The following is a 14,198-nucleotide window of genomic DNA, read 5'->3' as shown; positions in this document are numbered from 1 at the left end:
TAGAGATGTTGCAATTACGCAGTGAGGCCTTGAAAGTTCATAGGGAGAACAAGGGAAAATTGGGCGTATGTTCGAAGGTGGGGCTTAAGGACGTGCGTGATTTGAGTCTGGCCTATTCTCCTGGTGTAGCTGAGCCCTGTAAAGAAATTTTTGAGAACGAAAAGGAAGTGTATACGTACACGATCAAAGGGAATCTGGTAGCAGTCGTAACGGATGGAACAGCCGTGCTTGGCTTGGGTAACATTGGTCCGCAGGCGGCCATGCCGGTCATGGAGGGGAAAGCACTGCTGTTCAAGGCTTTTGCCGACGTTGATGCTTTTCCTATTTGCCTGAACACCACAGATGTGGATGAAATCGTAGCTGCTGTTAAATGGCTTGAGCCTACGTTTGGGGGCATAAACCTAGAGGATATTTCGGCCCCGCGCTGTTTTGAGATCGAACAAAGATTGCGAGCAGAACTTACTATTCCTGTGTTTCACGATGACCAGCACGGGACAGCGATTGTAACAGCCGCAGGATTAGTAAACGCTCTGAAGCTCGTGAATAAATCCTTGGGTCAGATCCGTGTGGTCGTTAACGGAGCTGGAGCTGCTGGTATTGCCATCGTTAAGCTGCTTCATACGATGGGCGTAGAAGACATTATTCTTTGCGATACGAAGGGAACTATCTATAAAGATCGCCCCGCTGGAATGAACAAAATTAAAGATGAAGTGGCTCAATTTACAAATAAAGAGCAAAAAAAAGGAACGCTGGCAGATGTAATGCGAGGCTCCGATGTATTTATAGGCGTGTCGGTCGAAGGAGCTATTGACACCGAAATGGTGAAATCTATGAACACGGATTCGATTATATTTGCCATGGCCAATCCCATGCCGGAAATTATGCCGGAAGAAGCCATAGCAGCCGGTGCAAAAGTGATCGGAACAGGCCGCTCGGATTTTCCGAATCAGATCAACAACGTCCTCGCTTTTCCGGGAATATTTCGAGGAACGCTGGATGTCCGCGCATCGGAGATCAATGAAGAGATGAAAATAGCAGCTGTGTATGCCATAGCATCCTTGATCTCCGAAAGCGAGCTGAAGCCGGAATTTATTATTCCAAATCCATTTGATCCTAGAGTGGCAGCGGTAGTCTCCGAGAGCGTCAAGAAAGCAGCTATCGAAAGCGGTGTTGCTCGTATTGAATTGTCTAGCCTTATGATTAGGGGAGATGAATCGTGACAAACGCTAACGCTGAATTTCGCATAGAAAAAGATTTTCTGGGGACGAAAGAAGTCGCCATCGATGCCTATTACGGCATTCAAACCCTTCGTGCTGTTGAAAATTTTCCGATTACAGGCTACAGGATCCATGAAGAGTTGATCAAATCTATGGCGATCGTTAAGAAGGCAGCAGCTCTAGCCAATATGGAAGTAAAAAGCTTGTATCACGGCCTAGGCGATGTTATTGTCAAAGCCGCTGACGAAATCATTAACGGCAAATGGCATGAGCAGTTTATTGTTGATCCCATTCAAGGAGGGGCTGGCACCTCTGTTAATATGAATACGAACGAGGTCATCGCTAACCGGGCGCTGGAATTGCTCGGTAAAGAAAAAGGTGACTATACGCAATTAAGCCCGAATTCGCATGTAAACATGGCACAATCGACCAATGATGCGTTTCCAACGGCCATTCATATTGCCGTTCTGTCTCTGATGGAGAAGCTGCTGGAGACGATGAAAACCATGCACAGCGTTTTTGTGCAAAAAGCGGAAGAGTTTGACCCCGTTATCAAAATGGGCAGAACTCACCTCCAGGATGCAGTGCCCATTCGTCTAGGACAGGAGTTTGAAGCTTACAGCCGCGTATTGCAACGGGATATTGAGCGAATTGCGCGTTCGCGTCAGCATCTATATGAAGTCAATATGGGAGCAACGGCAGTCGGAACAGGATTAAATGCTGACCCGCGTTATATTAAGCTTGTCGTCAAACATTTGGCGGAGATCAGCGGTTTACCGTTAAAAACTGCGAGTCATCTTGTCGATGCCACTCAGAATACGGATGCTTATACCGAAGTGTCGGCAGCTCTAAAGGTATGTATGATGAATATGTCCAAAATTGCGAATGATTTACGATTGATGGCCTCTGGTCCACGTACAGGTTTCAATGAGATCATGCTGCCGGCCAGACAGCCAGGCTCATCCATCATGCCAGGCAAAGTCAACCCAGTCATGCCTGAGGTTATTAATCAGGTTGCTTTTCAAGTGTTTGGGAATGACCATACGATATCTTTGGCTTCTGAAGCAGGACAATTGGAGTTAAATGTCATGGAGCCGGTATTATTTTTTAACTTGATCCAATCCATCAGCATAATGAATAACGTTTTTCGGGTATTCACGGAATTTTGCTTGCGGGGAATTGAAGCGAACAAGGACAAACTAGCGCGCGATGTGGAAAACAGCGTTGGCATTATAACTGCCATCAATCCGCATCTTGGCTATGAAACGGTATCGCGTATTGCGCGGGAGGCAATACTAACTGGTGAGTCCGTAAGAACATTGTGTCTTAAATATAATGTACTAACGGAGGAAGAACTGGATCTAATTCTAAATCCATTTGAAATGACCCATCCGGGTATTGCTGGATCAGATAAAAGGAGCCGGATTAATTTTTGATTATAAGTTATGATGTATAATTATTAATAAATAATTTATTGGTGGAAGGGGTATTCTAATGGATAAGAATGAACGAGTGATAGTTCTTTTAAACATGTATAAGTTGGTTAATTTATATTATGAAGAACGTGACTTACCTAACGACATTGATATATTCAAAGAGTTGGATCAGTATTGCAGCCTGCTTGAGGTAGATTTCACTGAGTTTAGAAAGCAGTTCGGTATCAAAAAATTTGATGATTCATTCTAATTAACATAAACGAGACTGCCGAGAAGTTTCGGCAGTCTGTTTATTATCTATCAAGGGGGAACAGATGTCCATCACAGTTCAAGAGGCAATGAAAATTGGCGGTCTGACGCAATGTAAAGTGGTTGCGGGGGAAAAAGGTTTAAATCGTCTTATTGAATATATTGCTGTAATGGAAGTTCCTGATGTGATTCAATGGTTAAAAGGGAACGAGTTTCTGCTGACAAGCCTTTTCTCGATTAAAGATGATCCCCAAGCTATGGAGCAGCTGGTCAATCAATTATATCTCAAAGGAAGTTCGGCATTAGCAATCAAAACAAGCCGTTATATCGAGCAAATTCCAACGTGTATTTTGAAAGAAGCCGATAGATTGTCATTCCCCGTAATCGAAGTGATGAATGATATCTCTTATCTGGATATCATGACCCCCTTAATGAGTAAAGTTTTCGCGGATTCCAATGATAACCATGACGATCTGGAAAACTTTTTTCGCTGGCTTACGGAACTGGCCATGGGTGGAAAGGGAATACAGTCTATTTTATCCGCTATCGAGAAGTTTACGGGTAATGTGATCACGATAGAATCCGAAATTAGATCCTTTGAAGCCGTGAGGATGGCCGAAGGGATGCAGCCCTTAACAAATATCCAAAAAAGGGAAATCAATTTATCTAAACGATCGATTAGGCTTGACCGAGTTTGGAACGGTAACCCGATTTCCTGTCTAGTTACACCGCTTATTTTGAATGAAGTCGTTTACGGTTATGTCTCGTACTGGAATAACAATAATGAATTCCGTGAAACCGACTTCCTCATCCTTGAAAGATCAATTCCTTTGATGGCGTTAGAGTTTTTGAAAGTAAAAACAAGCTTAGATATTGAACAAGATTACAAGGATGATTTTTTGGTCGATATTTTGCAAGACAACATGGAGGAATTGGATAAGATCAAGGAAAAAGCCAAACGTTTCGATTGGAATCTGGATCAAGATTTTCAAATCTTCATTATTCAATTGGACGGAGCGGGAGTTAAAGGTGAAGGCACATCAGAACAAGTTCTCACTTCCCAGGAGCTGCTAAGGCGGGTCGTTAACAAACTAAAGCTGATATTCTCGCTACAAAACAAAAAGGTTATTTTAGGCTTAGCATGGGATCATATTGCCGTTTTGTACCCTTCTGCCCAATTTGAATCTAAGCAGGAGGATGAATATCGGAAACAATTGTTAGCGATAGGGCAGAGCCTGCAGAAGGAGCTTAACCAATATTTCGAATATCATTTTTCAATTGGATTTGGCCGTCGTTATCCTGGTCTCCAAGGCATATCACGGGGGTACAAGGAAGCTGTAAAGGCTATGCATCTTGGAAAAATCATTTATGGAAATCAATTTTCCTGCCATTTTAACGATTTGCGCATTTACCGAATACTGACCCAGTTCCATGATAAAGAAGAGCTAAAATCAATTTATTATGAAACTGTCGGAAAATTAATGCAACACGACAAAGAAAATCAAACGAATTTGACAGATACACTTCAAATATTTTTTGCGTGCAATGCCAGACTTGTGGAGACAGCACAGAGCATGTTTGTTCATGTGAATACGATAAAATATCGGCTGCAAAGAATTGAGCAGATTACGAATTGCAGCATGAATAACTCAGAAGAACGGATGTGGCTGCAAATCGGTTTGAAAATTAAAGCGATTCTATTCTGAAAAATATACAATAACTTCGTGTAGAACCAGTTGGAAACTTTCTCGCAATTACTGCGGAATCTGGTCGCTCTGTATATAAGACAGTGGGAACGACTGAACTATTCTTCTTGAATGATTCCTCCTCGAATTAACCACAATCACTCCCCTAAGATAGCGGTAATATCAATATGTTCGTCTTGCTCAAACCTCCTTCTAAATTTATATTTCAACTCACATCTGTTTACATGTCCCAGCCTACCATTTGCGACTGTTTCCGTCGTCAGTTCCATGACGGCGCGACATTCTGTTTTACTGGGATCGGTGACTAAACTTCGCGTTTATATAATGAATAAAAATGTAATATTTTCCAATAATAATACTGAAAAGCGCCTCAAATCATGAGATTAATCATTCTGTGAAACATCTACCTCAAACCTTTATTAGTAAAAATAGTGGTTTATCTAAACCGACAATTCACGGCTTGCCTATTTGTCTTAAACGATATATGTTGCATGCATTTTTACTGATAATATCTAGGTAACGTGATGCAAAGGGGGTCAATATAGGTCCATTACATCTAGCTTTCATCCCATTATTGCATGCGCTTACAAGATTAAAAAAGTAGTCTAATCAGGAATTATTCCAGGAATTATTTGGAATTAAGTTATCATTTTAAGGAGGGGTCGAATTGAACCGTAAAACTACAATTGAAACTGTAGTGCCAATAACTGAAGGTGAAGAGAAAATATCAAATTATCAATGGAAAACATTATGGGCATCTGCAGTCGGTTATGCAATGGATGGGTTGGACTTATTAATCATCTCGTTTGTACTCCCATTAATCATCGTAGGCTTTAACTTGACCCCTGCAGAGGCAGGAAGCATTGCCACTACTACATTGATTGGAGCAGTTATCGGAGGAATTGTTTTCGGCATACTGGCAGATATATATGGAAGAGTCAGAGTTTTCGCATGGACGATATTATTATTTTCCGTATTTACGGGCCTGTCAGCGCTAACCTATGACCTTACAACGTTAAATATTTCCAGGTTTATATCAGGTCTCGGTCTTGGTGGAGAATTCGGAATCGGAATGACGTTAGTTACCGAAACCTGGCCCAAAAAGTATCGTTCCCGGGCTACGGCTGGAGTTGCGATTGGATTTCAGTTGGGCATCGTATTGGCCATACTAGTATCCATGTTAATCATTCCATACTTTGGTTGGAGGGGAGCTTTTGTTGTAGGCGCTCTGCCAGCATTATTCGCCTGGTGGTCCCGCCGGTCATTGGAAGAACCTCAAATATGGAAGGATTTAAATAATAAACGAGTGAAAAAGGGAGTATCGGTATCGCTTTTGTTCAACACTCCAAGAAAAGCTGCCACAACAATTGGTCTCATCGTTGCTGCAACGGTACAAAATGCGGGTTATTACGGCATCATGACTTGGCTGCCTACTATGATGGCTAAAGAACTAGGTTTTTCTTTTAATAAAACCGGGATGTGGACATTAGCGACGATTTTGGGAATGATAATTGGCATTATTGCTTTTGGGTTCTTGATGGAAAAATGGGGGCGAAGACCGTCATTTATAACCTTTCAACTGTTATCTGCTGTGATGGTATGGGTCTTCTTTCAGAACTCGAATTCAGCGTTGCTTCTTGTATTTGGTGCAATTATGGGGTTCTTTGTAAACGGCATGATGGGTGGATACGGGACGCTTCTTGCAGAACATTACCCAACAGAAGTAAGGGCGACCGCTAAGAATTTCGTATTCAATATTGGCAGAGGCATAGCCGGGTTCGCCCCTTTAATCATTGGTTATCTCGCTACGACGCATTCCTTAAGCTGGGCGATGAGCTTGATATCTTTCCTCTATGTCTTTGCAGCTGTATGTTTCTTTCTATTAGTTCCTGAGACTAAGGGCAAGGAACTGGAATAATTTTGCATTTATCTGTAACAAAGGCCCACAAGATTAACTTGATTTTTTTATGCTTTCTTATCAACTTTGATATCAGTCGAATTTCGACATTAAATTACAAATTGTTAAGGAAAGAGAAGGGAATTGATTAGTATGGAAGGCAAGTTACAACCGCTGAAAATAGGTAGGATATGGAATAATGTGCCCGTATCCCAGCTGGTCGAATCAGCATTAGAACGGAAGGAAGGGGTTCTTGCTTCCTCAGGAGCCTTACAAGTATATACAGGAAAATATACCGGACGTTCTCCAAAAGACAAGTTCATTGTGAAAGAACCATCCGTCATGGATCACATCGATTGGGGGACTGTGAATCAACCAATATCTGAGTTACAGTTCGAGCGGCTATACCAAAAAGCGCAAGCGTATATGTCGGATAAGGATTTGTTCGTATTTAACGGCTATGCCGGGGCGGATTCGGAGTATCGGTTACCTATTCGCATCGTGAATGAATATGCTTGGCATAATTTATTTGTCCGGCAGCTTTTTGTTCGTCCGACACAGGAAGAATTACAAACCCATATAGCAGAGTTTACAATAATTGCACTGCCAGGCCTAAAAGCCGATCCGGAAGTGGATGGTACGCGCTCTGAAACCTTTATCTGCCTTTCCTTTGAAAAGAAATTGGTTCTCATTGGGGGAACCGAGTATGCAGGAGAGATGAAAAAATCGATTTTTAGCGTTCTGAATTATTTACTTCCTTTCCAAGACATTTTACCGATGCATTGCTCAGCCAATGTAGGCGAGAAAGACGATGTAGCTTTATTCTTCGGATTATCCGGTACGGGAAAAACGACGCTTTCCGCTGATCCAAACCGCAGGTTGATTGGGGACGATGAGCATGGATGGACCGATCATGGCGTATTTAACTTTGAAGGCGGTTGTTATGCCAAGTGTGCCAATCTATCGGAAGAAAAGGAACCGCAAATTTGGAATGCTATTCGTTATGGTTCGGTTTTAGAGAATGTTGTTCTGGATCCAGAGACAGGCCTAGCGGATTATAACGATACTCTGACGACAGAAAATACACGAGCCGCGTATCCAATCGATGCCATTCCTGGAGCGCTCATCCCAGGGAAGGCAGGCCATCCGAAAGTCATTATTTTCTTAACAGCTGACGCTTTCGGCGTGTTGCCTCCTATTTCGAAGTTGACGAAGGAACAAGCGATGTATCATTTCTTGTCAGGGTATACTTCGAAACTGGCAGGCACCGAGAGAGGAATAACGGAACCGGAGGCGACGTTTTCCGCTTGCTTTGGTGCTCCTTTCCTACCCCTCCATCCTACCGTCTACGCAAGGTTATTAGGAAAGAAAATTGAAGAGCACCAAGTCAGAGTGTATTTGGTTAACACGGGATGGTCCGGCGGTCCATATGGGGTAGGGAGAAGGATGAATTTAACTTATACCCGTGCGATGATAACCGCTGCATTAAATGGAAGTATCGAGCAAACGACGTTTACGGCTGATCCGATCTTTGGCGTACTCTGTCCCGATTTCGTGGAGGGGGTTCCAAGCAATATTCTTGTTCCCCGCCATACTTGGCAGAATCAAGAGGCTTATGAGAAAGCCGCTTGGGAGTTGGTTGAACGATTTACTCAAAATTATAAAAAATTTTCCAGTTAAGAGGATGGAATTATTCCCGATGGTCCAAAAGGTATGAACGGTTCGCGGACTCTCTCGATCGGCTTAAAAAAACAAATGCTTCCCGGTTTTAATGGGAAGCATTTGTGCATCAAAAGCAATTAAACGAGTTCTTTGATACAACGTTTAGAATCATTTTTTACATTTCCCACTTCAGTTGATACTGCATAACACTTCATCTGATCAGCTGAATAAGGCTGCAAAAGTGGCATTAACACTGATGGATCTTGCACAGTGCGATCCAACCAAATTTTTTCATCTTCTGGTTTTAAAATAAGTGGCATTCTATTATGAATTTCCGATACCGTTTGATTTGGTTCTGTTGTTATAACTGCGACCCCACTTACTTTTGTCCCGTCAGATCCAGTCCAAGTTTCGTAAATTCCTGCAAAGCTGAATATCTCCTCGGAATTCATCATAATCCTCATGGGTTGTTTCCCATTTGCTGTAGGTTTCCATTCAAAAAAGCTATCCGCAGGTATCAAACATCTTTTCTTTAGAAAAGGAATCTTGAATGATGACTTTTGAAGCAGCGTTTCAGCTCGTGCATTAATTGTACTGGTCTTGAGATCTTTTGCCCATGGGGGGGTCAAACCCCATTTTAGTTTACCAATGCGATTATTTTGCCCATCGTTTAACACAGTGATAACCATCTGTGATGGACTTATATTGTAACGTGGTTCATGAAACGGTGCATTAACTGAATCTACACTGTACCTAAGTAACAGTTCTTCTAACGTAACGGTTAAAGTATACCGTCCGCACATATGGCCCCCTCCTCCATAGTAAAACTTTCCGTATATCAACAATAATAATAATCTGCTCTAAATGGTACATCATCGTTCCCTGTCTGCCAGTCTCGTTTTTCATCTGTTTTTCATTCCCTGAAAATCGGTAAACTGTTTCGGGCTGCTGGGATTCATAAGTCTTTTGGGCTCTCTGCGCTCACTGTTTTTCAGTTGCTTTTCTCGCTTGTTTTTGAGGGGAAGAATTGGTTTCGACTGTTAGAAAGCAGCCGCGGCAACTTGTTGCCAGGCAAGGATGTGGTTTACTGGGAATATGATAATAGTATACTACAACGGCTAATCGTTGGTTGAGCGGCTCATACTAATTGTAACCGATAACGCAGGAGGGGCGGAAGGATGGCGGAGAGGACAGAGGGTCGGGACCAGCCGAAACGTTCCATTTTGGTAAGAATGCTGCAGAAGCTGAGTTCCGTAATCGAATATTTTCGAATGAAAAAACACGCCCGACGCGTATCCCGTAAGCTCGCGCTTCATGCCGACCCGATTACCCTTCGCCCAGAAGCTGTATACGCTCTGTTTACTGCTGCTGAAGATGGCAAGGGAAAAGATCATCTGCGGCAATCGGTGCCGCTGAATCCCGAAGCATTAACGCAGCATGACAGGGCAATCATTCACCGAATCCTGCATGCGACCGAGACGGCCAACCGCAATAATGTAACGCGGACAGAAGCATATCGTGCCTTCTATTTTCGTTACCCGGAGCTTCATTGGGCACTGCTTGCGCATCTGGTATCGCGCAACGGAGGCTGGAATATGACGGATCTCAAAGGCAGTTTGCTCCCGATGCTGCTTGGCGAAGATAACCGACTCCACACCTTCACGCTGCTGGAGCGGGCGAATGCCGCGATCTTTGGAGATGCTTATCCGCAATTGCTGCTCTATGAGGCTTCCCGAAAGGAAGAGACCGACCTGTCGCATCTGCTGCCTTACTTCGGCGTATCCCGTTTCATGGGTCCGGTCTGGCAGCAGTTTTGGCGCAGTGAGGATTCCGTCCTATTGACGACGGCATTGATCGTAAATGAACAGCATGTGATTGAAGCGCCGCTTGTGCAGAGCGACTATTTTAAAGCGCTTGTGTTGAAAAAACCTGTATTTCTGCTGCAAGCACCATTCCAAACGAATGCGGTCTTCATGCCATACGGGTCACCTCACTATGCCGGAGGCGAGATGAAGCTGGCCGGCCTCGTGCTGGAAAACTTCAGCCAGCTGGAGGAGCGCATCGAATTCGGCAAACGGCTGTATGCGATTCTGTTCGGCCTGCCCGAGGTCCATGCCGGCGTGCTTGCATTCGTTCGTGCTATTCCGCATACTGGTTCGCGTGCGGATTATGCCCCGCATTTGTTTGCGAAGGAAGGCGTCCCGGTCAATGAGGAGGAGGTATCGTCTCCCTTCGAGGAGCGGTTGAAAGGCTGCAAGCTGCGGCCGGGCGCAGAGAAGCTCTATAGCCCTGAGCTTTCGGCTGCATGGCCGGACGTGCCGATCACACAGCTAGACGGCGATGATTGGTTCGACATGGCGGGGAGCGCAGCCATTCGGCTTTATTTCGAGGAGATGCCGCTGCCAAAGCTATTCGAAATTACGTTCGAGCATTGCATGGCGCTGAACAAGCTCGAGCTGGCTGTGCAGGCAAAGCAGGGCATCGAAGCCGCGGGCAAGCTCAAAAGGCGATAAGGTCGGCTGACAGATCAGCTGTCCTTATCGCCTTCTTAGGCTGCGGATGGCTAGGAGCAAAAGGGAGATTAACGCTTCAGCAGCTCCCAGCGGTACACGTATTCGAATATAAACTCGAAGGCTTCCAGATGCCGCTTCGCTTCGAATGCATTCGCGCCCCATGCGTAGATGCCATGCTTGCGCAGCATAATGCCGGGAATCCGTTTGTCGAGACGCTCTGTTACTTCCGGCACGATGCTAGGAATATGAGCAAAGTTCGAGACAATCGGTATTTCGATATGCGCTTCCTCGTCCCAAATGTTGAACGCCTTGATCAGCTCCACACCGTCGACCGGAATGGATTTCCGTTCCCAGAAGAGTTCCGATACGAGGTTATTGAATACGGTATGCACATGGAAGATCGCGCCGCAGCCGGTTTGCCGATAAATTTCGCAATGGATCAACGTCTCCGCCGATGGCTTAAGCTTCGTTCCTTCACTCGGCTTGCCGTCCTGGTCCACGAATAGGAAGTCCTCCGGCGTCGACAACGACTTATCTTTGCCGCTTGCGGTGATGGCAAAATGGAAGTCCTCCGGCGTAAACTCGCCTGCGCGGATCGACAGGTTGCCGCTCGTACCGGGGAACCAGCCGCGGGAAGCGAAGAGGCTCTTGACCTCGGTCAGCTCCGAAAGCGCCCGCTGCTTATCTTCTAACGTGATTTGATCGTAGGACATCGTTATGAGGTCGCCTCCTGCAGCTTTAATTCATGAATCACATCGTAAAAGGTCTCGTACGCGTGGAATGCCAATCCGAGCTCCGCGCATTTCTGAATCAGATGAGAGCGAGCGAAGACGACGTCGGCCAGTTTGGCGCCTTCAAAGTCTGTGACGCTGTCACCAATCAATATGCGCTCGCAGCTCTCGGGCGGGAAACGGCGGATGATGGTCGTCTTGCACATGCCGCAGTCGTTGCTGCAGTGGCTGTCACAGGAATGCGGCCAAGTGATTTCGATCGCTTCGCCGGAAAAATCGCTTCCGTTACAGTAGATGTGATTCTCCGGAATGCCAAAAGGCGCAAGGATCGGGTAGACGAAGAAATCAATGCCGCCGCTCGTTACATAGAACGGGATTTCGTTATCCTTGCAATATTGCAGCAAGTCGGCAAAGCCTTCGCGTATCCGCGCATTAGAGATCGCATAGTCGATCACTTCGGCTTTCTTGGCGGTTGGGAGCAGGCGGAACAGCTCGCCGACGCCTTGCTTGATGCTCTTCTTCTGGCCTACGATATCGCTCACGATCGCCTCCCACCCGGGCGGGTTGAAATGGCGGATTGTGGCGACGATATTGTCGTTCATCGTGATTGTGCCGTCGAAATCGCAAAAAATGACACGCTGCTTCTTCGTCGTTGGGGCGTTCACTTGTGCCATTATTGCTTGTACCCCCAGCTGTCGATTGCGGCTTGCAGCGCTTCGTGTCCCGGCTTAGCAGCTGCTTCGGGAAGCGATACGCCCTCAAGCGCAGCCTCGATGGCTTGACGGAACGCATGGCCGCCGGCTGCGGTTCCCAAGGGATGTCCATGAATGCCGCCACCTGCATTCACGACCACATCCGTACCGAAATCGCGCAGGATTAGCGGCACGAGTCCCGGATGGATGCCAGCCGAAGGCACGGGAAAGCTCGCACGTACAGGCAGAGCAGGATCGATCAGCGCCGCCTGAACGGCAAGATTCTCTTCACGAGGCATAACGACCGAGCCGTATGGAGACGGGAAGAGGACTAGGTCTGCGCCTGCTAGACGCATCAGTTTGCCCAGAAGCAGCGGGGCGGCAATGCCGTAATGCGGCGAGGGATAGAAGGCGCCGGCCATTGCTGGATGAGCGGCGATGGGCACCGAGATATCCGGGTCGCTGCTCAGCTCATGCAGCACGTCGAAGCCGTAAGCGAGCACGTTGAACAGCAGCGCATTGGCACCTGCGGCAATCGCAAGCTTCGCCTGTGCGGCCAGCTTGGAGGTTGGACCGGTCAAGTTGACCGCGTACAGCAGCTTTTGGCCGGTCTCGGTTTCCGCTTGGCGCGCCGCTTCCATGCAAGCCTCGACGCGCTTCTGAAGCGGCGTCAGCGGATTCTCGAACAAGATCTCATCATCCTTGATGAGATCGACACCGCCAAGCGCCTGCTTATAGAATTGCTCCCGCAAATTCGGCAGATCGTGGCCGATGACGGATTTGAAGATGCTCATGAGCAGCGGACGATCCTGGATGCCAAGAAGGCCGCGGATGCCTTGCATCCCGAACTTTGGCCCAGGGAACGCGGATAGGAAGTCGGAGGAGAAGTCGAGATCCAGCAGCTTGATGCGGCCGTCCATCGACAGCTTGCCGAATACGGTCACGAGCAGGGCAGGGAGATCCCGGCTGAAGTTGACGTCCGGATAAGCGATCACGATGTCCGCGTAGCGCGTACCCGGTTCAGTGCCTTCGTGCACGTTAACGGAAACAACGCGGCCCAAATGCTTCTCCATCTCCGCCTTGCGGGCTTCGGGCAGGTCCGTCCAGCTGCCGACGGTCAACCCGACGGCGATGCCTTGGGCTTTCTTCTGGAAATCGGCTTTATCATCATAGCAGCGATAAGCTGCGGTACATACCGCTTGAGTCATGACGTTGCATTCCTTTCGATTTCAGCTCCCATTTCGACAGCCCGTTCCGCGGAACGGCTGATCGCACTAAGGATGCCTTGCATGAATTGGTGGGCATCAAGCTTTTCGATGGCAGCTTGAGTAGCGCCGTTAGGCGAAGTCACTTTGCGGCGAAGCTCGGCGGGATCTTCACCCGTAGCTTTTACCATATGTGCGGCTCCTAGTACCGTTTGAATCGTCAGATCGCGCGCAGCTTCTTCCGTAAGTCCAAGCTTGCTGCCTGCGGCGATCATGGCTTCCATGAGGTAGTAGACGTATGCCGGACCGCTTCCGGATAATCCCGTCACAACCTCAAGCATCGGCTCTTCGACGATTGCGGTAAGACCGACGGCTTGCAGGATCGAGTCCGCAAGCTTGCGCTGCTCTTCCGTGACGCTTGGAGAGAAGCTGATGCCGGTTGCGCCGAGACCAATGGTGCTTGACGTGTTCGGCATCGTCCGAACAATCGGCATCGGTTTGCCGAGCAGGGTTTCGAGCGTGGACGTCGTCATGCCGGCGATGACCGAGACGATTAATTGACCGGGATGAAATAGCTCGCGCACATTCTTCATCGCTTCGGCAGCATCTTTCGGCTTCATGGCGAGAAATACGATATCCGCATCGCGCAGGCAAGCGTCCTTCTCGATATCTGTAAGTGCGGCGTTAATTCCATAACGGGTAGTGAGCTCTTGCATGCGGTCCGCATTGGAGCGGTTCATCATCGTGATTTTGCCGGGCTCCGTCAAACCGCGGTCGAGAAGTCCGCGCACGAGTGCTTCCGCCATAGAACCTGCGCCATAGAAGCACATTTGAAGCGTATTAATTTCCGGCGTTACGCCGGAAGATGAAAGTGTAGTCATGATTGCTTG

General features: G+C 47.0%; 12 protein-coding genes and 1 pseudogene. 8 read left to right on the top strand and 5 right to left on the bottom strand.

Going from position 1 to position 14,198, the window contains the following annotated elements; all coding sequences use genetic code 11:
- Positions 1-8: 8 nt before the first annotated feature.
- The 6 genes from KXU80_RS08135 to pckA all read left to right on the top strand — a co-directional run bounded on the left by KXU80_RS08135 (position 9) and on the right by pckA (position 8,185).
- Positions 9-1,220 carry an NADP-dependent malic enzyme gene (locus KXU80_RS08135; protein ID WP_219838930.1) on the top strand — a complete coding sequence of 404 codons (1,212 nt, stop codon included), beginning with the start codon at positions 9-11 and terminating at the stop codon, positions 1,218-1,220.
- Positions 1,217-2,653: an aspartate ammonia-lyase gene (aspA, locus tag KXU80_RS08130; protein WP_219837714.1), complete on the top strand. Its 1,437-nt coding sequence runs from the start codon at positions 1,217-1,219 to the stop codon at positions 2,651-2,653. The genes KXU80_RS08135 and aspA overlap by 4 nt, the downstream gene beginning before the upstream one ends.
- A 58-nt stretch (positions 2,654-2,711) precedes the next feature.
- Positions 2,712-2,903, top strand: coding sequence for a hypothetical protein (locus tag KXU80_RS08125; protein WP_219837713.1), 192 nt, complete (start codon positions 2,712-2,714; stop codon positions 2,901-2,903).
- A 64-nt stretch (positions 2,904-2,967) separates the two neighbouring features.
- Positions 2,968-4,608, top strand: coding sequence for a PucR family transcriptional regulator (locus tag KXU80_RS08120; RefSeq protein ID WP_219837712.1), 1,641 nt, complete (start codon positions 2,968-2,970; stop codon positions 4,606-4,608).
- Positions 4,609-5,275: 667 nt separating this feature from the next.
- Positions 5,276-6,526, top strand: a complete 1,251-nt coding sequence (locus tag KXU80_RS08115; protein WP_258171317.1) for an MFS transporter — start codon at positions 5,276-5,278, stop codon at positions 6,524-6,526.
- A gap of 132 nt (positions 6,527-6,658) precedes the next feature.
- Complete coding sequence (gene pckA / locus KXU80_RS08110) at positions 6,659-8,185, top strand: phosphoenolpyruvate carboxykinase (ATP) (protein ID WP_219837711.1); 1,527 nt, start codon at positions 6,659-6,661, stop codon at positions 8,183-8,185.
- A gap of 119 nt (positions 8,186-8,304) precedes the next feature.
- Here pckA and KXU80_RS08105 read toward each other — a convergent pair whose 3' ends face one another.
- Entirely contained in the window at positions 8,305-8,970 is a 666-nt protein-coding gene (locus KXU80_RS08105) for an SOS response-associated peptidase (protein WP_219837710.1), read from the bottom strand.
- 105 nt (positions 8,971-9,075) lie between these two features.
- On the opposite strand from KXU80_RS08105, the pseudogene KXU80_RS27945 reads away from it, so the two are divergent.
- Together KXU80_RS27945 and KXU80_RS08100 are read left to right on the top strand one after the other, a co-directional pair.
- Positions 9,076-9,255 (top strand): annotated as a pseudogene (locus KXU80_RS27945) (IS4 family transposase); the annotation flags it as partial.
- A 90-nt stretch (positions 9,256-9,345) separates the two neighbouring features.
- Positions 9,346-10,680, top strand: a complete 1,335-nt coding sequence (locus KXU80_RS08100) for a DUF2515 family protein (RefSeq protein WP_219837709.1) — start codon at positions 9,346-9,348, stop codon at positions 10,678-10,680.
- 68 nt (positions 10,681-10,748) lie between these two features.
- On the opposite strand, the gene mtnB is transcribed toward KXU80_RS08100, so the two are convergent.
- The 4 genes from mtnB to proC are packed head-to-tail and all read right to left on the bottom strand — an operon-like array spanning position 10,749 to position 14,189.
- Complete coding sequence (mtnB, locus tag KXU80_RS08095) at positions 10,749-11,393, bottom strand: methylthioribulose 1-phosphate dehydratase (protein ID WP_219837708.1); 645 nt, start codon at positions 11,391-11,393, stop codon at positions 10,749-10,751.
- A gap of 2 nt (positions 11,394-11,395) precedes the next feature.
- On the bottom strand, positions 11,396-12,085 hold the full coding sequence (locus KXU80_RS08090) for a 2-hydroxy-3-keto-5-methylthiopentenyl-1-phosphate phosphatase (protein WP_219837707.1): 690 nt from the start codon (positions 12,083-12,085) through the stop codon (positions 11,396-11,398).
- Positions 12,085-13,311 carry a 2,3-diketo-5-methylthiopentyl-1-phosphate enolase gene (locus KXU80_RS08085; protein ID WP_219837706.1) on the bottom strand — a complete coding sequence of 409 codons (1,227 nt, stop codon included), beginning with the start codon at positions 13,309-13,311 and terminating at the stop codon, positions 12,085-12,087. The genes KXU80_RS08090 and KXU80_RS08085 overlap by 1 nt, the downstream gene beginning before the upstream one ends.
- Positions 13,308-14,189 carry a pyrroline-5-carboxylate reductase gene (gene proC, locus KXU80_RS08080; protein ID WP_219837705.1) on the bottom strand — a complete coding sequence of 294 codons (882 nt, stop codon included), beginning with the start codon at positions 14,187-14,189 and terminating at the stop codon, positions 13,308-13,310. Before proC ends, KXU80_RS08085 begins: the two co-directional genes overlap by 4 nt.
- Positions 14,190-14,198: the final 9 nt, after the last annotated feature.

The sequence above is a fragment of the Paenibacillus sp. R14(2021) genome (assembly GCF_019431355.1).
Taxonomy (GTDB): domain Bacteria; phylum Bacillota; class Bacilli; order Paenibacillales; family Paenibacillaceae; genus Paenibacillus_Z.
This window is presented reverse-complemented; position numbering and strand designations above follow the sequence as displayed.